Annotated in this window: 14 protein-coding genes and 4 tRNA genes; 15 read left to right on the plus strand and 3 right to left on the minus strand. The window is 61.3% G+C overall.

All coding sequences use genetic code 11. The annotated features are described in order from the left end of the window. Positions 1 to 78 precede the first annotated feature (78 nt). The 8 genes from K8U03_18540 to accD all read left to right on the plus strand — a co-directional run bounded on the left by K8U03_18540 (position 79) and on the right by accD (position 10585). Positions 79 to 1524, plus strand: a complete 1446-nt coding sequence (locus K8U03_18540; GenBank protein ID MCE9606890.1) for an O-antigen ligase family protein — start codon at positions 79 to 81, stop codon at positions 1522 to 1524. Positions 1525 to 1573: 49 nt separating this feature from the next. After that, positions 1574 to 3610 carry a hypothetical protein gene (locus K8U03_18545; GenBank protein MCE9606891.1) on the plus strand — a complete coding sequence of 679 codons (2037 nt, stop codon included), beginning with the start codon at positions 1574 to 1576 and terminating at the stop codon, positions 3608 to 3610. A gap of 26 nt (positions 3611 to 3636) precedes the next feature. Beyond that, positions 3637 to 4866: a glycosyltransferase family 2 protein gene (locus K8U03_18550; GenBank protein ID MCE9606892.1), complete on the plus strand. Its 1230-nt coding sequence runs from the start codon at positions 3637 to 3639 to the stop codon at positions 4864 to 4866. 30 nt (positions 4867 to 4896) lie between these two features. Further along, positions 4897 to 5730 carry a glycosyltransferase gene (locus K8U03_18555; GenBank protein MCE9606893.1) on the plus strand — a complete coding sequence of 278 codons (834 nt, stop codon included), beginning with the start codon at positions 4897 to 4899 and terminating at the stop codon, positions 5728 to 5730. Then, on the plus strand, positions 5727 to 7028 hold the full coding sequence (locus K8U03_18560) for a glycosyltransferase family 4 protein (GenBank protein ID MCE9606894.1): 1302 nt from the start codon (positions 5727 to 5729) through the stop codon (positions 7026 to 7028). The genes K8U03_18555 and K8U03_18560 overlap by 4 nt, the downstream gene beginning before the upstream one ends. 24 nt (positions 7029 to 7052) lie before the next feature. Further along, positions 7053 to 8615 carry an oligosaccharide flippase family protein gene (locus tag K8U03_18565; protein MCE9606895.1) on the plus strand — a complete coding sequence of 521 codons (1563 nt, stop codon included), beginning with the start codon at positions 7053 to 7055 and terminating at the stop codon, positions 8613 to 8615. A gap of 427 nt (positions 8616 to 9042) precedes the next feature. Then, positions 9043 to 9729: a histidine phosphatase family protein gene (locus K8U03_18570; GenBank protein ID MCE9606896.1), complete on the plus strand. Its 687-nt coding sequence runs from the start codon at positions 9043 to 9045 to the stop codon at positions 9727 to 9729. Continuing rightward, a complete protein-coding gene (accD, locus tag K8U03_18575) occupies positions 9716 to 10585 on the plus strand; it encodes an acetyl-CoA carboxylase, carboxyltransferase subunit beta (protein MCE9606897.1) in 870 nt (289 codons plus the stop codon). Before K8U03_18570 ends, accD begins: the two co-directional genes overlap by 14 nt. 267 nt (positions 10586 to 10852) lie before the next feature. Here accD and K8U03_18580 read toward each other — a convergent pair whose 3' ends face one another. Together K8U03_18580 and K8U03_18585 are read right to left on the minus strand one after the other, a co-directional pair. Further along, a complete protein-coding gene (locus tag K8U03_18580; protein ID MCE9606898.1) occupies positions 10853 to 12394 on the minus strand; it encodes an MFS transporter in 1542 nt (513 codons plus the stop codon). 164 nt (positions 12395 to 12558) lie between these two features. Then, on the minus strand, positions 12559 to 14175 hold the full coding sequence (locus K8U03_18585) for an MFS transporter (protein ID MCE9606899.1): 1617 nt from the start codon (positions 14173 to 14175) through the stop codon (positions 12559 to 12561). A 322-nt stretch (positions 14176 to 14497) separates the two neighbouring features. Here K8U03_18585 and K8U03_18590 point away from each other — a divergent pair, with 322 nt between their 5' ends. Beyond that, positions 14498 to 14872: a carbon storage regulator gene (locus K8U03_18590; protein MCE9606900.1), complete on the plus strand. Its 375-nt coding sequence runs from the start codon at positions 14498 to 14500 to the stop codon at positions 14870 to 14872. A 41-nt stretch (positions 14873 to 14913) separates the two neighbouring features. Here K8U03_18590 and K8U03_18595 read toward each other — a convergent pair whose 3' ends face one another. Beyond that, positions 14914 to 16305 (minus strand): hypothetical protein, encoded by a 1392-nt coding sequence (locus K8U03_18595; protein ID MCE9606901.1) that lies wholly within the window; start codon positions 16303 to 16305, stop codon positions 14914 to 14916. A 568-nt stretch (positions 16306 to 16873) separates the two neighbouring features. On the opposite strand from K8U03_18595, the gene K8U03_18600 reads away from it, so the two are divergent. The 6 genes from K8U03_18600 to K8U03_18625 all read left to right on the plus strand — a co-directional run. Continuing rightward, a complete protein-coding gene (locus K8U03_18600) occupies positions 16874 to 18550 on the plus strand; it encodes a sigma-70 family RNA polymerase sigma factor (protein MCE9606902.1) in 1677 nt (558 codons plus the stop codon). 477 nt (positions 18551 to 19027) lie between these two features. Then, positions 19028 to 19100 (plus strand) — tRNA-Thr (locus K8U03_18605). Positions 19101 to 19249: 149 nt separating this feature from the next. Then, positions 19250 to 19332: transfer RNA gene (locus K8U03_18610), tRNA-Tyr, on the plus strand. A 63-nt stretch (positions 19333 to 19395) separates the two neighbouring features. Further along, a tRNA-Gly gene (locus K8U03_18615) sits at positions 19396 to 19466 on the plus strand. A 60-nt stretch (positions 19467 to 19526) separates the two neighbouring features. Continuing rightward, a tRNA-Thr gene (locus tag K8U03_18620) sits at positions 19527 to 19599 on the plus strand. Between the two features lie 139 nt (positions 19600 to 19738). Then, positions 19739 to 20485, plus strand: a 747-nt coding sequence (locus tag K8U03_18625; protein ID MCE9606903.1) for a GTP-binding protein, incomplete at its 3' end; no start/stop codon positions are given.

Raw genomic sequence — 20485 nt, forward strand, 5'->3', positions numbered from 1 at the left:
ACTGACCTAAACTACTGAAGCAGATTCTATTGCGCGCCGCCGGCGCTGCGCGCACTAAGAGCGGGGTTTAGGGCTGAAATGTTCATCACGTTGTTCCTCATCGGCGCGGCCGCCATCATCGCAACTGCGCTGCTGCGCGGACCGCGCGCAGCGGCCGTGGCGACGTTGGTCGCGACGTTGCTGATTCCGATTTGGCTCATCGTCGAAGTCGGCGCCGTGATTCTCGATCTGCGCATGGCCTTCGCCCTCGCCGGGATCGTGTGCGTCCTGTGTCGCCAGCAGCGGCTGAGTTATTTTCCGCTCGCTACCGACTTCGTGATCGTGGTGCTGATAGCCGTGCAGATCACTTCCGAGCTGCTCTCGACCGAGCCGACGATGACGACGTTCGTCGACACGGCGATGCAATGGCTGGTCCCTTACGTGCTCGGTCGGATTGCGTGGCGCTCTTTCCAAGACGGCAAGCAATTGCTGCCCGCGATCGTGATGACGTGCGCCGTTCTCTCGGCGTGGTCGGTGCTCGAATCGGTGACGCGCGTCAACATCGTCAACGCGGTGCTCGGCCACGGCGGCTCGCTGCAAGGACAAACCGATTTACGCTGGGGTATGAAACGGGCCGAAGGCCCCCTCTCGCATCCGATCTTCTTCGGCTTGCAGATGGTGCTGCTCTTTCCGTTGGCGCTGGAAGCGGCACGGCAAGCGAGGCTCGGCCTGGGGCCGAAGTGGTGGCGGTGGATGCCCTGGGTCACCGCCGCAGGGGCTTACTCGTCGATGTCGCGAGGGCCGCAGATCGGCATCGTGATCGTCTTGATTACGACCGTGGTCGTTTTGGTGCCGAAGCTCCGCTTGGTCGTGCTGGCCCCGTTGGCGATCGGCATTGCCGTGGTGGTGGCGATGCCCGGCCCCCTTTTGGAACTGCTCCAAGCTTGGTCGGGCGAGAAGTCGACCATGACGATCCAAGTCGGCGGCGAATATGTGCAATATAGCGGCACGAACCATCGCATCTTGCAGATGCAAGTTTACGGCGAGGCGCTGCGAAACGCCGATTGGTTCGGCTACGGCAGCATCGGGCTCCGCTCCGGATCGACGACCATTCCTTACGTCGAAGATCATCTCCGGCAGATGTTTTCTTCGATCGATAACCACTACCTGCAATTCGCGCTGCAAAACGGCTACGTCGGCATCGGGTCGTTTCTGCTGCTCTGCTTCCTGGGAATTTATCACGCCGCTTCGGCCGCGCATGATCCACGCAATCCGATGCCGCATCTCTCGGCGGCGACGGCCGGGGCGATCGTCGCCTTGACGTTGATTCTGTCGACCGTGTGGCTCCCGTCCGATGTGCGGTTCGTGCTGCTGGTCGTCATCGGCATGGCCGGCGGCATGCGCATGAGCCGCAGCGTGCCGACGTATGCCGATGCTTCGAGCGCCGCTGCAGCCGCCGCCGCGACGAGCCCGCTGGAACTCATTTCACCGGCGACTCCTCCGCGCCGACTGGTGCCCGGTTATCCGCAGTGGGGGAAAGCTTAGATGTTTCTTTTCGATCACGAGCACGGTCCATCTAACGACCGGAGTTATCATGGCTGAAGTTTACGAAGAAAATCACCTGCAACAGTTCTTTCGTCGCCGCTGGTGGCTGCTGGTCGTCGCCGGGGCGATCGCGTTCACCGTGGCCGGCGTGGCGGCGCAGAAGTATGCGGCGCAAAGCTATACGAGCATCGCTGCGCTGTTGTACAACCGCTCGTCGCTCGGCGCGCCGCACTATCAACAGCCCGACGTGCAATCGATCGCAGCGCTGGCGAAATCGCAGCCGGTATTGGCGGCCGTGGCGAAGGATTTTCAACTCCCGCCGCCGCTGAAGCCGATCGCCGACTCCGTGCAAGTCGAGATCCTCGGCGGCTCGACGACCCTGCAATTCACGATGCGCGGCGGCGATCCGAAGCGGACCGAGGCGATGCTGAATCGTTTGATCGGGGCGATCATCGAACAGGCCGGAGAATTGCGGCGCCGGACCGTCGAGCAAATCTACCTTTCGCAAAGTAAGCACTCCGTCGTTGCGAAACAGAAGGCCGACGAAGCGGCTGCCGCGCTCGCGCGCTTCAACGCCGCGAACGGGATCATCATCAGCGTCGACGATGATCTGGAGCGGATTCACGACGACATCGCCACGATCGAAACGGCTCTCGAAACTGAACGCCCGACGGAGTTCAACCCGGAGGAAGTGCTGCAGCGCAAGAAGACGTTGTTGCAAGAACAGCTGACCCGGGAGCGGGACGAACTGTCGCGCTCCGCGCAGTTGGATTTGAAGAAGAACGAATTCGAACGCGCGACCCGGCTGCATGAAAAGCGCTACATCAGCGATGCCGAATACCGTCGGGTCGAAGCCGAGTTTCGCGTCTTGCAATCGCAAGACGGCGAAACGTTGCGGGTTCGTAAGCAGCGTATCGATGAGTTGGAGAAAGCACTTTCGACTCGGATGCGCGAAGAGGATGAAGCGCAAGCAGGGGGCTCGAAAGCGAACGGTGCCTCGGTCTCGAATCCGCCGATCGCGCCGCGCACGAGAGCCTATCTCGAGCAGCGACGGGCCGAAGCGGAACGCCTCAACGGCCTGCGCAAGCAAGCCTCGGAGTTGCAGCGCGAAGTGACGGCCGGCTATGCCGAAGCGCAGCGCAGCGATTTATCGGCCGGTGGCTATCAAGAATTGGCGACTGCCCCGTATCTCGACTTGATCGTCGTGCAGCCGGCGATTCCTTCGCTGGATCCGGTCTCGTCGAACAAGAAAAAGCTTTTCAGCTCGACGCTGGTCTGCATTTTCGTCGCGTTGTCGGCGCCGATCTTGTTGTGGGATCTAGCCGCGGCACGGCGCCGGAAGCGGTCTCGCTCGGCCGTGTTGGCGACGTTGCCGACGATCACTGCGCCGACGTTCGGAGAAGCCGATCCGGCGGAGCTCGTGCGTACGACGGCACTCCGCATCCAGCAGACGGCGACCGATTCGTCGAACGTGGTCTTGCTGGCACGCGTCGATCGTGTGGAGCCACCGCTTGCGTTCACGATCGATCTGGCGGAATGCCTGGGGCGCCGCAATGAAAAAGTGTTGCTGATCGAAGCGGCGATCGACCCATCGGCGCGACAGCGCTTGCTGGGCGTCCTCTCCGAACGGGTCGTCGGCGACGAGACCGTGTTTACGGAATGGATGAACCGCTCGGCTTCGACTACGCCGGACGAACCACGTCTGCGTGCAGGGACGACGCTGCCGGCTCGCACCACCGCGGGGCTGGCGGAGCTGCTGTCGTCGCGCGAGTTGGCACCGGGCGAAGTGATTCGCCGCGGGGCGCTGTTCGATTGTTTACTCGCCGGCGAAATCCCGCTCCCGATCGAAGCCTTCGCCGGGCGCCGAATGAGCGATCTCTTGATCGAGTGCCGGGCCCGTTATTCGACGATCCTATTTCTGAGTCCGGCGATCGATCGATCGGTCGACTTGGAGCTCTTGGCGGCCCGCGTGAACTCGATGTTGTTCGTCAGCGGGGTCGATGGAGTCGTTTCCAAGGTGGCCGAGCAGACGATCGAAAATCTGATCCTGCTGCATGCCCCGATGCTCGGCGTAGTCACCGTCTAAAGTTTTTCTCTGCGATAGCGATCTTCATGCTCGAAATCTTCGAATACTTGCTGCTGGCGAACGTGCTGCTCACGGCAATACCGATCGTGGTCTTGTTCGTCGAGTGCTGCGCGGCGCTTCGCCCGCTCGGCAAGCGCACGGCGACGGCCCGCCGGCCGAGCGTCGATGTTTTGATCCCGGCCCACAATGAAGAGGATGTCTTAGAGGCCACGCTTCGTTCGGTGGCCGCGCAAATCTTGCCCGGCGATCGGATCCTCGTCGTCGCCGATAATTGCAGCGACTCCACGGCTGCGATCGCGCGCCGCGCCGGAGCGGAAGTGGCCGAACGGCACGATACCGTCCGGCGGGGCAAAGGGTATGCGCTCGACCATGGGCTGCGGGTCTCCAAGCAGAATGCGCGCGAAGTGGTCGTGATCGTCGATGCCGATTGCACACTCGGTCCCGGAGCGCTCGACTTACTGGCGCGCACGGCCGATGAACGCCGCGGCCCGGTGCAAGCTCACTACCGGATGACGTGCCTGGCGAGGCCGACGCCGCGCGACATCGTGAGCCGGTTTGCGGTGATGATGAAAAACTTGGTGCGACAGCAAGGGGTGACCTCGCTCGGCGGCTCCTGCATCCTGACCGGGTCGGGTATGGCGTTCCCACGCGCAGTGCTGGAACACGTCGAGCTTTCGAGCGGCAATCTCGTCGAAGACATGCAACTGTCGTTCGATCTGCTCTTGGCAGGCTACGTGCCGACATTCTGCGTCGAAGCCGAAGTCGTGGCCCCGTTGCCGAATCAGCATGGTGCTTCGATCGCGCAACGGACTCGTTGGGAACACGGCCATTTGCAGACCTTGCTGCATCGCGCGCCGCGGCTGTTCTGGGCCGGCCTGCGGCAACGTCGGGCAGTGTTGCTCGGCGCGGCAATGGATTTGGCTGTGCCGCCGCTGTCGCTCTTGGTCGTCGCTTGGTGCGGTGCGCTCGGGGCATCGTTGCTCGGCATCGCTTGCGGCACGAACGCCGTGGCGGCGCTCGTCGCGCTCGGCTCGGGTTGCCTGCTGTTGGCGAGTGTGTTGATCGCCCACTTCCGCTTCAACGGCGAAACCACGCTGGCGGCGTTGTTGACGGCCGTGCCTTACTACGTCTGCGGCAAGCTGCCGATTTACTTCTCCTTCCTCTTGCGGCGACAAACCGTGTGGGTCCGAACCGATCGCGCTACCGGGCCGTTGCACTTGCATACTTCGACACAGCACCGCGCCGAACAGGCCTAACGCTTTCTTCCGTTTTCGTATCGAGCTGCCATGATTTCTCAAGATCGAATCGGAGTCGTCGCGATCGGCCGCAACGAAGGGGAGCGGCTGCGCACCTGTTTGCGCTCGCTCGTCGGCCGTGCCGGCGCGGTCGTGTATGTCGATTCCGGTTCGACCGACGGCAGCGTCGCGCTCGCGCGCTCGTTGGGTGCCGAGGTCGTCGAACTCGACCTCGCTCTCCCCTTCACCGCGGCTCGGGCCCGCAACGCCGGCTTCGAGCGCTTGCGGCAGGTGTTGCCTGCGGTTGAGTTCGTGCAGTTCGTCGACGGCGATTGCGAAGTCCGTTCCGGTTGGCTCGCGGATGCGATTGCGGCGTTCGAGGGGCAGCCCCGTTGGGCGGTCGTGTGCGGACGTCGACGCGAGCGCCGGCCCGAGGCTTCGGTGTTCAATCGGCTGTGCGATATCGAATGGGACACGCCGGTCGGCGAGGCCTCGGCTTGCGGCGGCGATGCGCTGATGCGGGTCGTGGCGTTCGTCGAAGTCGGCGGCTTCGATGACTCGCTCATCGCCGGCGAAGAGCCGGAGATGTGCGTGCGGATGCGTCGGCATGGGTGGACGATTCATCGACTCGCGGCCGAGATGACTTGGCACGACGCCGCCATGACGCGGCTCGGCCAGTGGTGGAAGCGAACCGTAAGGGCCGGACATGGGCGCGTGTATCGGCATTGTCGTCGGCGCGGACTATCGCAGGCCGATGCCGCGCGCTATGCCGCGTTCACTACGCTCGGAAAGTTTCCGGGCCTCGTCGGGCAGTTGCAGTATTGGGGAAATCGGCTCTTGCGCCGGCGAACACGACTGATCGAATATAAAGGGGCCGCGGCATGAGCCACGTTGCTGAAGCGCTGGAGGAAGACTTGTCGCCGTCGGTCGCCGCTACGGAAGCGTGCGATGTCGACGCCGAGCGCGTGAGCGCGAGGCGCACGCGCGTGGCGTACTTGGTGAATCAGTACCCACAGCCGAGCCATAGTTTTATTCGTCGCGAGATTCGGGCGCTCGAAGACCAGGGCTACGAGGTCCGACGCTTCACCGTGCGCAGCTATGCGGGAAAGCTCGTCGACGAACAAGACCGCGCCGAGCGGAACCGAACGACGGCGCTCTTGGATGTCGGCGTGCTGCGGATGCTCGCGGCCGTGCTGCAAGTGTTCGTTGCATCGCCGCGCGTGTTCGTGCGGGCGCTGAAGCTCGCAATCCGTTTGGGAAAGCGCTCCGACCGCGGACGCTTATTGAACTTGGTGTACTTCGCCGAAGCGTGCGTCTTGCGAAAGCTGTTGCAAGCCGGCGGCATCGAGCATGTGCATGCCCATTTCGGCACCAACTCGACTTCGGTGGCGATGCTGTGCCGCGAGTTGGGAGGGCCTGCCTACAGCTTCACCGTGCATGGGCCAGAGGAGTTCGATAAGCCGGAGTTTTTGCATCTCGGCGAGAAGATCGAGCGCTCGGCGTTCGTGGTTGCGATCAGCGAATATGGCCGGAGCCAGCTTTATCGACAGTGCTCGTATGAGCATTGGGCGAAGATTCAAGTCGTGAGGTGCGGGGTCGACGCGCAGTTCCACGACGTGGCACCGACGCCGCCGGCTGCCGCAGCGCGACTCGTGTGCGTGGCCCGACTGCATGAGCAAAAGGGCTTGCCGATGCTCGTGGATGCCGCGGCTCGGCTGAAGCGCGAAGGGCTCACGTTTCAGATCGACGTGATCGGCGACGGGCCGTTGCGAAGTGGCCTCGAAGCGAAGATCGCCGAATTCGGCTTGGAAAATTTTGTGCGCCTGTTGGGCTGGAAAAGCGGCGCCGAAGTGCGCGAGGCGCTGCTCGCTTCGCGAGCGCTTGTGTTGCCGAGCTTCGCTGAAGGCTTGCCCGTCGTGATTATGGAAGCCTTGGCGCTGCATCGACCGGTCGTGAGTACCTACGTGGCCGGGATTCCGGAACTCGTCGAACCGGGCATCAACGGCTGGCTCGTACCGGCCGGCGCGATCGAACCGCTGGTCGAGGCGATGCGCGAAGTGCTCGCGGCGTCCGTCGAAGAACTGGCCTTGATGGGAGCCGATGGTGCGCGACGAACCTCGGAGCGGCATCACGCTTCGACCGAAGCCGCACGTTTGGCCCGACTGATCGAACAGACTCGATAACCCTTCCCCGGCAGATCTTTCGACATGGCTCCTGCGACCGAAATCGCGACTCCTCTGATCGACGGCGTGCCGCACGCTTCGTCGGCGCTGGCCGAACTGCATTTGCAGGCCGAGCGCGTGAATGCCGTGGTTCCGGCGCTGACGCAGCAGGAATCGGCATCGGGCCGGCGCGTCGTCAGCGGGTCGCTCTGGACGATCGCGGGTTACGGCACCGGGCAAGTGATTCGCTTGGTCGGCAACATCCTCGTTTCGCGATTGGTGTTGCCGGAAGCGTTCGGCATTATGGCGCTGGTCAACATCCTCACGCTCGGGCTTGCGATGTTCTCCGACGTCGGCATCGAAGCCGCGATCGTGCAGCATCGGCGCGGCGACGAGCCCCGGTTCTACAACACGGCTTGGAGCGTGCAGGTCGTGCGCGGCTGGTTCATGTTCGTGGTCGCGTGCTTGCTCGCGTGGCCGGCGTCGATCCTGTATGAAGAACCGCGACTGCTGACGCTTCTGCCGGCCGCCGCCGCTTGTTCCTTGATCAACGGTCTGACTTCGACGGCGATCTTCACTTCGCGCCGCCATTTGCTCCTCGGACGATTGACGATCCTCGAACTGTCGTCGCAAATCATCGGCGTAGCGACGATGTGCCTCTACGCATCGCAGGTCTATGCCGGAGCGTGGGCCATGGTCGCGGGACTGGCCGCCAGCGAGCTGACGAAGCTGATCGGCAGCCATCTGCTTATTCCCGGTTATCGCAATCGGCCCGCTTGGGATCGGCCGGCGTTCGACGCGCTGTTTCAGTTCGGTCGCTGGGTGCTTGTGAGCACGATGATTACGTTTTGCGCGATGCAAGTCGATCGACTGTTGCTCGGGCGGCTGATCTCGAAGGAACTGCTCGGCGTCTATAGCGTGGCGCTGGCGATCGCGATGTTGCCGACGATGCTCTTGCAGGCCTTGAACGGCTCGGTGCTTTATCCGCTGTTGGCCCGCTATGCGCGCAAGTCGCTCGAGCAGTTGCGCGAGCGGCTCTCGGCAGCCCGCGAGATCTTGACGTCGTTGGGGCTGTTCTTCATTGCCGGCGTGGTGCTGGAAGCGGAGACGTTCTTCGCCTTGATGTACGACGAGCGCTATGCGGCAGCCGGCCGGATCGCGCAACTGCTGGCCCCGTGCGTCTGGACGATGATGCTGAGTGCGACCTTAGAACGGGTGCCGCAGGCGATCGGCGAGACCCGTGTCTTGGCACTTTACAACTTGGCGAAGGTGCTCGTCGTCGCCGTGGCCGCGACGGTCGGGTTCTATTGGGCGGGCCTCGAAGGGTTCATCGCCGGATATACGGTCGGAATCGTCGCAGGGCACTTGGTGCTGATGTGGCAATTGGAGCAGCACGGCATTTCGGTCTGGCGCGACGATCTGCGAATGACCGCCTCGGCGCTGCTGACCATTTGGGTCGGGCTGACGTTCGTGCAATCGGCCCGGAGTATGCATCCGGATCTGTGGGTCGGCCTCGTGTGCCGCGAAACCGCGGCCTGGACGTACCTCGCCGTCGTCGGAATCTGGGCCTTAAGCAAGACGACGCGCCTAAAGAAGCTCAGCGAGTAGGCCTGTCCGAAGGCTCCCCGCAGCGATCACAGCCGCTCGCAGGCCTGTAAGGAAACGGGCGTTTATAGGGTAAGTCTCTATCTTCCAATGAGTTGCGGCGCCGAGGGTGGACGCGCAGACGCGTCGGCCCGGCGGTGGTAGAATAACTTGCTTTGACGATCTTGCTCGGAGCCTGCCGCTAGCGGCCTTCGACCAGCGATCTAAGAAGTTCGATTCTTCTATAACATCACACGTTTTGCGAGCTGTCCCCATAAGGGCTGTTTGCACATGATCACGGCGGGCCGTCGACGACGAAGCTCACCGGCAAATGCGTCTTTCACCTGCACCGGGCCTCTCCCGGCGTGTTTCCCCTCGGTTTGCCGCCGGCTTGCGCAATGCGCTCGGGCCGGCAGCGGGTCATTTTAAGGCACTGGTCTCTTTAGGCACTATGTCTCAAGTCGTACTGATTCTTCCCGGCGCCACGGATTACGAGCTTCAAGGCCGAATCCACGGCGACCTCGATATTCCTCTCTGCGACGAAGGTCGCGAAGAGGTGCAGCGCGTGAGTCGCGAACTGCAGGATTTGGGGATCGAGGTGATCTATACCTCCTGCTGTTCGTCGGCCGTGCAGACTGCCGAAACCATCGGCAAAGCGCTCGGCGTGAAGGTGAAGAAGCTCGAAAACCTCAAAAACCTCGACCATGGCCTCTGGCAGGGGCTCTTGATCGACGAAGTGAAGCAGAAGCAGCCGCGCGTCTATCGCCAGTGGCAAGACCAGCCGGAAAGCGTCTGTCCGCCCGAAGGGGAAACGATCGACCATGCCCGGCAACGAATGGAATCGGCCCTGGCGAAGGTGCTGAAGAAGCATAAAGACGATATCTTCGGGCTCGTCGTGCCGGAGCCTTTGGCGAGCTTGGTGCGGGAGTATTTGGGGCAATCGGAGCTCGGCGATCTCTGGCGCGCCACCTGCGAACATGGCCGCTGGGGCCTGATCGCCGTCGCCGGCGACGCGAAGGGGAAGCCCCACGGCATTCCCGCCGCGATCGCGCCGCCGGTCGTGAAGGCCGAGCAGATCGCGACGCCGGTCATCGACAACAATGCCTATCGAGGAATCACGACGCATGTCGACCGGTAACGAATCGGAAGTCGCCCCTGTGGAAGCGACCGTGGAAGAAGTCGGCAAGCCGCGCGCGAAGCGTGGGGTGCCCGAGGGGCTTTGGAAGCGTTGCCCCGGCTGCAAAGCCACGATTTTCCGCAGCCAAGCCGAACAGCTTTTAGGAGTCTGCCCGGAGTGCGACTACCACTGGACCGTCGGCGCGCAGGAACGCTTGCGCCAGTTGCTCGACGACGGGACGTTCGAGGAATGGGACGCCGACCTGACGTCGCTCGATCCGCTCGGCTTCGTCGATAGCAAACCGTACGTCGACCGGATCAAAAGCGAACAAGCGCGGACCGGCCTTCGCGATGCCGCCGTCACGGGGACCGGCATGATCCGCGCGCGGCGCTGCGCCGTCGGCGTCACCGACTCGGCCTTTATCATGGGGAGCATGGGCTCCGTGGTAGGCGAGAAGCTGACCCGACTCTGCGAACGGGCCACGGCCGAGAAGCTGCCGCTGATCATCGTGAGCGGCTCCGGCGGCGGGGCTCGGATGCACGAAGGAATTCTTTCGCTCATGCAAATGGCGAAGGTCTCGGCGGCCCTGGCCCGCTACGACCAGGCCGGCGGGCTCTTCATCTCCGTGCTCACGAACCCGACGATGGGGGGCGTAGCGGCCAGCTTCGCCTCGCTCGGCGACTTCGTGATCGCCGAGCCGAAAGCCCTGATCGGCTTCGCCGGCCCCCGCACGATCCAAGCGACGCTCCGCATAGAACTTCCCAAGGGATTCCAAACGAGCGAGTTCCTACTGGAGCACGGGTTCTTGGATCGGATCGTCTCGCGCAGGAATCTGAAAACCGAGATCGCGAACATCATCGACTCTTGCGGGATGTAGGGATTCGGTTCTTGGTTCGTCGTTCTTGGTTTGCTCGGGTGGCGACGCCAAAGTAGCAGGCACGTTCCACGTGCCGTCCGCCACATGCGTCGTTGGGCGATGGTGTCTGACTCGGTCGTTTCGACTCCATCGTGGCTACGGCACGTGGAACGTGCCTGCTACTTTAGACTGCCTTGACGTAGCTGCAATTCACCGAACTATTCGTTCTATGCGCATTAAGCACGCGGCGCAGGTGCGATTCCATCGTCGACTCGTACTGAAAGAAGATCACTCCGGCAGCGGCTTCCCCTTTGTTTCCGGGGCGAGCCAGATGATCGCTAGGCCGAGGATATAGACGACGCTGATCCAACTGCAGCCGACCGGATAGCCTCCTTTGACCTTCGCCCAGGTCTCGGTGTCGGCGAAGAACGGCAATCGCAACAGCGCGCTGATCTGCAAGCCGCCGATCGCGGCGAGAATTCGGCCGAAGTTGAACGCGAAGCCTTGTCCTGTCGCGCGCACTTTCGTCGCGAAGAGTTCCGGCAAGTAGAGCGGGAGCCAGCCGTAGAATGAAGCCGTCGTGGTGCCGAGGATGAAGGCCCAGAAGAGGAACGACGAGTCGTACTTGTTATGAGTCTGATAGAAGATGAGCACGCCGGCGAGCGACAGGACGCACATCAAGCAATAGGTCAGGCGTCGGCCGAGCCAGTCGCCGCACATCGCCGCGGCGATCGTGCCGACGATCGCGCCGAGCGAGAGCGAGATCAAGGTCCATTCGCGCGGATGCGAGGCCGAGAGAACCGGATCGGCCTGCGTGAGCTGACCGGCCCAGGTCGAGGCCCATTGCGTCGAGCCCCAAGTTCCCAAAAGGGCGACGCCGCTGATGCAGGCCCCGAGGAGCATTTTGCGAATCGTCGGCCAAGGGCTCGTCGGTGCGTCTGCGCGGCCGTCGGCGACCGTGCGCTGGAGATAGCGGAATACCGGATAGGTGTAACCCAGCACGGCAATCGCGAGCCCGACGACGGTGCCGCCGATGCGGATCGCGGTGATGGATTCCGGCGGCAGCGATTTCGAGGCCCACACGTAGACGATCAAGCACGGCCCAAGCGCGCCGACGAAAACGCCTAAGAGATCGATGGTCGCCCAGTTCGACGTGTTCCCTTTCCCCTGCTCCGCTTCCCACTTGTGCGACTCGGGAACGAAGATTCGAAAGAAGAACGTGAGCAGAGCGGGCAACGTGCCCGAGATCATCATCAGCCGCCAGCCTTTATTGGCGACGAGCATATTCACCGTCGCTTCGGACAGACCGATGTCGGTGAGTAAGACTTGGAACTCAGCTAGGATGCTGTTGAGCCCGATGCCGATCACACCGACGAGCAAGTAACCGCAGTTGGCCGCCGCGCCGATGAGTCCGGCCATCAAGGCGCGCGAACGATTCGGCCAAACTTCCATCACAAGCGCAACGCCGAGCGCCCATTCGCCTCCCATACCGAGCGAAGCGACGAAGCGCAGCGCGCCAAGCTGCTCGGGCGTTTGAGCGAAGCCGCAAAGGCCGGTGAAGATGGCATACGTGAGCACGCTGAGGCTCATCGCGCGGACGCGGCCGATTCGATCGCCGAGCCAGCCGAAGAGGACGCCGCCGGTTGCCGCGCCGACCAAGAACACGGCGATGATGACGCCGAAGAGAAAGCCGATCTCCCCTTCTTGCACGGGCGTCGGCTGACCGACGATGCCGAGCATATCTTGCACGGCGGAACGCCCGACGAGCGAGAAGACACCCATCTCGGCGCCGTCGAACAACCAACCCAAGAGCGCGGCGGCGAGGGCCATCCAAGCGCCGCGCGCGGTATGCGCCGCAGCTGGTTCAACGACCGGCACCTGAGAGGGAGCGGGCTTCCGAGTGTCGAGCGCCATGGCGAATTTCCTTGAACTCGATCACCGACCGCAGACGAAATCACTTGGGCGAACGTCGTCGCCGCATTCGACGCAGCGAACTACTCGTCGAACTCCCCTTCCTTCGGCTCCGGCAACCAGAACGAAGCGATGTAGTTGACGACGTAGACCGTCAACGCCACGCCGGCCGCGACGTAGGCGGTCATGTGCGCGACCGCGATCGGATTCGGCGGGCTGCCGTTCGGACCAGGGGCGACGAGCATCGCGGCGAGCGTCGTCGTCACGGCGGCGAAGCTCGTGCCGATGAGTCGACCACCCATGTTCGCGGCGAAGCTTTCGCCCGTACCCCGGAGATGCACCGGATAGACGCGCGGCAAGTAGTTGCCCCAAAAGCTGAACTGCCCGACGGTGAGCAAGCCGGCGATGAAGATGCCGATGTGCAGATAGTTCAAGCTCGTCGTGCCGGCGTAAGCGAAGATGATCGGCATGGCGATGATGCCCGGAATGAGGAACACGCGTAGCAATTTACGTCGGCTGGTAATGAAGAGCGCCAAGCCCGCCAAGGCGAAGCGGCCGAAGAGCCCGCCGAATTCTTGAATCTTCGTAGCATGCGAAGCGGCGGATTGTTCGATCGGATTGGAGATCTTCTTCGTCGCTCCGATGACGGCCCTCTTGATTTCATCGTCTCGTTTGATTTTTTCTTCCGGCGATAGTTCCGCTTCGCTTTTATATTTCGCCCTGATTTCGGCGATGAGAGCTTTCTTCTTCTCTTCCGGGAAGTCCTTCTCTACCGCGGCTTTGACCTTTTCTTGCACTTCCGGAATGCCGGGGATGATCTGCGGAAGTTGCTGAATCGCACCGAACGCGGCTGCGAAGCTGCAGGTGAACATGAGCGTCGTGATCAGCGTGGTCCGCTTGAGTTGCGGCGAGAAGAGTTCGGCGATGCTCGGGCGGCGCATCGTGCCGGCTTCGCGCTTCCGCTTCCACGACGGCGACTCCGGCAAGAACGGCCGAATGAGAATCAGCGGAATCGCGGGAATCAAGCCCGACATGAGCGTATAGCGCCAGGGGGCATGCGAATCTTTGATTTGCCCGAGCGTGCCCGTCAGGAATTCGGGAAGCTGAATCGCGGGCAATTGCATCGCCGGAAACTTGATGCCGAAGAGAAAGTCGTACTGCGTGTTGACGGCCCAAGCGACGGCGAGCCCGTTGGCGACGGCGACGAGCAAGCCGCCGATCGAGGAGAACGCTTGCGTGAAGCCGAGGACCTTTTCCCGCTGGTGCGGGTCTTCGAACAACTCGGCCAACCAAGCCACGGCGGCGACGAACTCCACGCAGACGCCGATGAAGACCAAACAGCGGAAGAACAACAGCATATACAAGCTGGTCGAAAAGCCGGCGGCGAACGCCGCGAAGGCATACAGCAAGATGCTCCAAGTGAGCACGGCGCGGCGACCGAGGCGATCGGTAAGATAGCCGCCGAGCAGACCGAAGATCCCTCCCGCGACGGCCGGAACATAAAACAGCAAGCCGATCCACTTCGTAAACGCCGGCGAACCGGGCTGGATGTTGCCGAGTTCCATCAGCGCCGGTCGTGCGATGAGCGGCAACATCAGGAGTTCGTAGATGTCGAAGGCAAAGCCGATCGCCGCGATCGTGCAGATGAGCCACTGGGTGCTAGTCAGGCGCGACGCGCCGCCGGCGGGAGCTTGAGACATGGCGGGTAGTTCGAAGGAGGAAGAGGAACGGACAGGTGGGGATTCGTCGGAAGGCGAAGCACTATGCTAATGCAACCCTGGGCGCGCCACAAGCGATCGAGGCGGCACGAAACAGCGAGATTCGCGGCCTGCGAGACAACGCCGGCGAAGCCATGCGGGCGCACGAACACGAGCAGAGAAGCACCCCAACCGATGCCGACATTCGATTGCGATTTCACGAACCCATCCGATCCGGAAACGACGGGAAACGGTTGTCTCTTCGGGGGAGAGTCCTCTATACTAATGCGACTCGTCCAGGCGGATTTGCCCAGGAGCGGTGCGCATGTTGGTTTTATCGCGAAAAATCGGCCAAACGCTGATGATCGCCGAAGGGGTCATGGTGACCGTTTCGGAGATCGGGCCGGATTACGTGCGCCTCACCGTCGCCGCGCCCAACGAAGCCGAACTGCGTCGCCGCTATCCGCAGTCGCAAGAAGTACCCGGCGATGAAGAGACGTGGCACAATCGGCCCGTCGTCGTGACCCTATCGCTCCACCATGCGGCCTTGCTCGATCGGTTGCGGCGACAGATGAATGCCGACGAAGAAGGCCAAGCTCCGACGCGCGACGACGCGCTCGGCGCGATTCTGGAAACGGTCGCCGAGAACGACGAGTTCCCCATCCCGGGCCTGACCGTTAGGCAAGACGGGATTCGCTAGAAACCGTTAACCCTTATCTCCCATGGGAGCAGGGCTCGGGATCACTTCAAGTTCGAGGCCGGGGTCGGTTGCGCTGCGGTGTTGACCGGCGCGGCGAACTGCAATGTCGATATGATCTCTTCGTCGGCGCCGGCCATGCGCTCGAGCATCGGTTGCTCGCAAGTGAATGCGAAAACCGTTTGCCGCCCGTGCGCGTCTTGCACGAGGTAGTAGATCCAAGTGATCGCCAGTTCTTCGACTTCGCCGGTCGCTTCGGCTCGGAAGACGGTGTGGCCGAGCGAGTTTTCCGCTTCGGTGACTTGCGTGAACTGGCCGAAATGCTTATCGAGCGAGCGACGGACATCGGCTTGAAACTGCGCGAGGGTCGGCCGACGGGTCGCGTCGGGAAGCACGACCGACGTGACGTTGCACTGCGCGACGAGCTCGCCCCGATCGACCATGCGCAGCGATAAGACATTGGCCCGATCGGCCATGACATGCCAGCGACGATCGTGATCGAACGCAAACAGCTTATCGCTTGAAGAGTAGCGAATGCGGAGAGCATCGGCGGTCGGGCCCGCGACGACCTCCTCGAGATTGTCGTTGTTCAAAGCTTCGGGCTCGGTCGTCGGAGCGATGACCATCTGCAAGCGCGATTGCACTTCGAGGCCGGGCTCGACGTGGCCGATCGAACGCTTCTCTTTCATCAACACCGCGAGCCAAGTGACGCGCTTCTGCGCGCGGTCGAATTTATAACGTCCCGTGATCTCGATTTCGGTCGCGACTCCGTCGATCGCCCCTTGCACGACTCCTTTGAGTTCGATGCGGGCCGACGTGTCGTCGATCTCGGTGAGTACGCTGGCGACCGTTGTTTGGCTGACGGCGTCGAGGTTCAATAGGCCGGCGATGAAGCGGTCGGTATGCGTCCAAGCATCGCCGACCGCGACTTCCTTACTCGGCAGCAATTGCTCGACGAGCAAGCTATTGAACGGGATTTGCACGAGGTCGAGTTCGTCGGCCGTCAGAGGCGCCAGCGGGCAGAGCATCTCGGGCTGCGCGTCGGTCGTGCGGATGAGAAACAGTTTGCGCGCGTCGTCGAGCTTCGCTTCCGTCGTCAATTTGTCGACGACGTACTTCGCTTCCGCCTGGCGATAGTTGCGGGCCGAGCGGCGGGCATCGGCTGTGTCGTCGAGCAGTTTTTCGTCGTAGGCAAAGCGAGCGACCACGGAGGTCGGGAGCGACTTGATTCCGCTCTTTTCCTTGAGCGTGAGGACTCCCCCGATTTCGAGCACCGCTTCGACTTTCGAAACGTCGGCCTTCGCGACGGAGCCGATGAGCTCGATGGATGCCGGCGGCGCGGCTTGCGCTTGCGGTGCGTTGTGGAAACGGCAAACCACGGCGACCAGCAAGAGTCGCGTGAGGCTCGGCAACCAGTCTCTTAATGCGTTCGACATCGACGAAGCCCTTCGTCCGTGGCTATTCAGCGACCAGCCGTGCGCCAGGCTCGACCGGAGTAATCCCTATCGCGTAGTTTCGTCGCGGTGCGGCATCGGGATTGAGTCGATCATGAAATTCGTGCCGTTGGTCGCGATCGGGCTGTTTGGGTAAGCATCGAAAGAGGTTTAAGCGGTCGTGAAATGCAATCATCTAGAGGGGGCTCGCCGCGAGACATTTAAGTGCGGCATGCCTCTTGCTGGTTACTAGGGAATGAAACTTGAGGAAAACTCCGAACTTTTCCTGAACGGAGGACACTTTATTGCGTAGGACTAGGGTACGAACGACGCATACTTGTGTGAGGTGGCTCGCCTCAGACAAACCGCCTGCATCGGGTAGGCGGAGGGAAGGAAAATGACGAGGCGAAGAGTCTTTTGCGGCAAGGAATTTGGCAGCAAAGACGACTTCGATTAGCATACTGGCTCTGCCGGCAACGAGCTTGTCGGCAGGCTTAAGGGACAGACGACTCGATGGGCGGTGGGAGCCGCAGGGAACACCATCTGAGACTGAGAGGGAAGGTTCGTTCTCATGAACAATAGCTACATCAACCCGGGCCTGCGGCAACTTCGCGATCAGCAAGTTCGTTTCGCGCCCCGCGACAAGAAGCTTCAGCAAGCCGCTCGGGCTGAAAAGCTACTCGCCGAGCTTGTCTCCGGCCGGTCGTACAACTACGTCGACCTGTGCTACAAGATCACCGACTTCAAGCCGGAACAGTACCCGGACTTGAAGGTTTCGGCCGAGGAAGCTCGGCACGATCTCCGGCTGTTCGTCGAAGACGTTTCGGCTGCGGCCGAAGTGCCTGCCGACGACGCCGGCGAGAGCGTGATGACGATCGAAGAGCTGGCCGAGAAGTTCAACGTCTCCACGAAGACGATTCAGCGCTGGCGCGAGCAAGGGCTCGTGAGCCGCCGGTTCGTTTTCGATGGTCGGAAGCGCGTCGGCTTTCTCAAGAGCTCGATCGATCGTTTCGTCGCCGACAACGAAGATCGGATTGCGCGCGGCAGCCGCTTTAGCCAACTCACCGACGAAGAGCGCGAACTGATTATCCGCCGCGCACGCCGACTTGCGCAGCATGGCGCGGGCCCTGCCGAAGTAGCGCGACGCATGTCGCGCAAGACCGGTCGTAGCCCGGAGACGATTCGTTACACGCTCAAGGCGTTTGAGGAAGAGCATCCTGATTTAGCCATTTTTCCGGACAACGGCGGCCCGTTGTCGGATGGCGACAAGCAGAGCATCTACCAGCATTATCGCCGGGGCGAGTCGGTCGATGCGCTGTGCAAGCGCTATCGTCGAACGAAGACGAGCGTCTATCGGATCATCAACGAAGTGCGGGCCGAGAAGATCGGCGCGCTGCCGCTCGACTACATCGACAACGAGTTGTTCTCGAAGCCGTGGGCCGAGAAGCAGATCCTAGTCGCTCCGCCGGTCGTTGAGAGTTCGAGCAAGAAAGCGCGAGCCCCTGCTGGGCTGCCGCCGTACTTGGCCGCGCTCTACGACGAACCGTTGCTGACGCGCGAGCAAGAGCAGTATCTCTTCCGGAAGTTCAATTTCTTGAAGCATAAGGCTGCTAGGCTCCGCACCGGCTTGGATCCGACTCGGGCCAAGAGCAGCTTGATGGACGATGTCGAGAAGCTGTACGGCGAAGCGGTCGCTCTGAAAAACGGACTGATTCGCGCCAACCTACGGCTTGTCGTCTCGATCGCTAAGCGGCATGTCGGTCCGCATGAAAACTTCTTCGATCTCGTGAGCGACGGCAACATGTCGTTGATTCGTGCGGTCGAGAAGTTCGACTATGCCCGAGGGAATAAGTTCAGCACCTACGCCACGTGGGCCGTGATGAAGAACTTCGCTCGGACGATTCCGGATGAGATCAAGCGTCGCGATCGGTTTAAGACGAGCGTCGACGAGATGTTCAGTTCGGCGGAAGATCGGCGGACCGATCAATACGAACTCGAACAGGCTCAAAACCAGCGAGAATCGCAAATCGGCCGGATTTTGGAGAATCTTGACGACCGCGAACAATCGATTATCATCAAACGCTTCGGTTTGGATCACAACCAAGAGCCTAAGACCTTGAAAGAGGTCGGCGACGAAATGGGTGTGACCAAAGAGCGAGTACGGCAAATCGAAGCTCGGGCACTCTCGAAACTGCGAAAAGCGGCCGAAGAGTACCACGTCGAACTACCGGAACTCGGCGAAGAGTAAGCTCGAAAGCGATTGAGTTGAATTAAAAACAGCGTCGATGCGGCCCTTGCAAACAAGGACCGCATCGACCTTTTTAAGACATCCGTTCCGGCGAGATCATGCCTGGTCGGTGCGGTAGTCGAATATAAAAACGCAGCGTGGCTCCCCGAGTGAGGGGATTCAATTTAGGGAGGACGTCTTTCGTCGCGAAGAAGACCGGTGTGGGCTCCGCATCGTCGGCCGCTGCTTCGGCAGGGCTTACGGCGCATGGGGTTACGGTCTTTTTCCGGCACGGACGCCCTCTTTTTTCGTTGACGAGGATTTACGCGGAACGGGAGTCGGGCGAAAAACGCGAACTTTGTCGACTGGGCACAAGTCGGTAATGATGACGACTTTACGTGCCGAAAATTATCGCCGTGTACGGCTTGCAGGCCCCGCGGCTTTTAGTATATTTACTGGTTTTCACGGTCGGGCATGAGTCGTTTTCAGGGGTAGTGGGCTAGCGTAGCTCAATTGGCAGAGCAGCTGTTTTGTAAACAGCAGGTTGCGGGTTCGATTCCCACCGCTAGCTCTGTTGCAGCATTTCGATTTTTTTCGTGTCTTTGATTTTTTGATTTCTCGGGAAGGTCGGTTTTCGAATTATCGCGAGGCCGTGATCGTTGGCGCAACGGTCGTCGTGGTCTCGTGAGGAAGCCGGTCTACGCGGAACGTCGGTGTTGAGGAGAGTTTCCCGAGCGGTCAAAGGGGTCAGACTGTAAATCTGATGGCTTACGCCTTCACTGGTTCGAATCCAGTACTCTCCACTGGTTGGTTTGTTTTTGTTTGTTGATTTGATGGTTGTCTGGTTCGGCTGGTTTGGTTCGGCTGCGGGTGTAGCTCAATGGTAGAGCGGCTGCCTTCCAAGCAGCATGCGAGGGTTCGATTCCCTCTACCCGCTCTGGAAGGTCGCTTGCTATTGGGTTCGCTTGGTGGTGAGTGCCCGTCCGGGCGTCCGTCTGCTGCTGTAGCTCAGTTGGTAGAGTGCGTCCTTGGTAAGGACGAGGTCATGGGTCCGAATCCCATCAGCAGCTCTTGGGGCGTATGTTTTTGCGGCGGCGGAATCGCATCGGTGCGAACGCCGGTTCGCTGGAGTGTTCGCAAGTTACAAAGTTCACGTTCTGTAAAGTTCACGTTACTGGCAACGTTTGATTAAAATCGTAGGGAGTTAGAATGGCCAAGGGTACATTTGAGCGGACGAAACCGCACGTCAACGTCGGCACGATCGGTCACATCGATCACGGAAAGACCACGACCACCGGCGCGATTCTCGCCGTCCAAGCCGCCAAGGGTTTGGCGCAAAAGAAGTCGTATTCCGATATCGCCAAGGGGGGTACGGTTCGCGATGAAACGAAGACGGTCACGATCGCCGTGAGTCACGTCGAATACGAGACCGATAAGCGTCACTATGCCCACATCGACTGCCCGGGCCACGCTGACTTTATTAAGAACATGATCACCGGTGCCGCTCAGATGGACGGCGCCATTCTCGTCGTCTCGGCTGCCGACGGTCCGATGCCGCAAACGCGCGAGCACATTCTGTTGGCTCGCCAGGTCGGTGTGCCGGCGCTCGTCGTGTTCTTGAACAAGGTCGATCTTGTCGACGATGCCGAGTTGCTTGAGCTCGTCGAAATGGAACTCCGCGAGTTGCTCACGCACTACGGCTTCCCCGGCGACGACATTCCGATCACGCGCGGCTCGGCCAAGCCGGCCTACGATAGCCCTGCCGATCCGAAGGCCAGCGCCTGCATCTCGGCCTTGCTCGACACGGTCGATTCGTACATTCCGGAACCGCAGCGCGAAATCGACAAGCCGTTCTTGATGGCCGTCGAAGACGTGTTCTCGATCGAAGGCCGCGGTACCGTGGCAACCGGTCGTATCGAACGCGGTATCGTCAAGGTCGGCGACGAAATCCAAATC

The sequence above is a fragment of the Planctomycetia bacterium genome (genome assembly GCA_021413845.1).
GTDB lineage: Bacteria > Planctomycetota > Planctomycetia > Pirellulales > PNKZ01 > PNKZ01.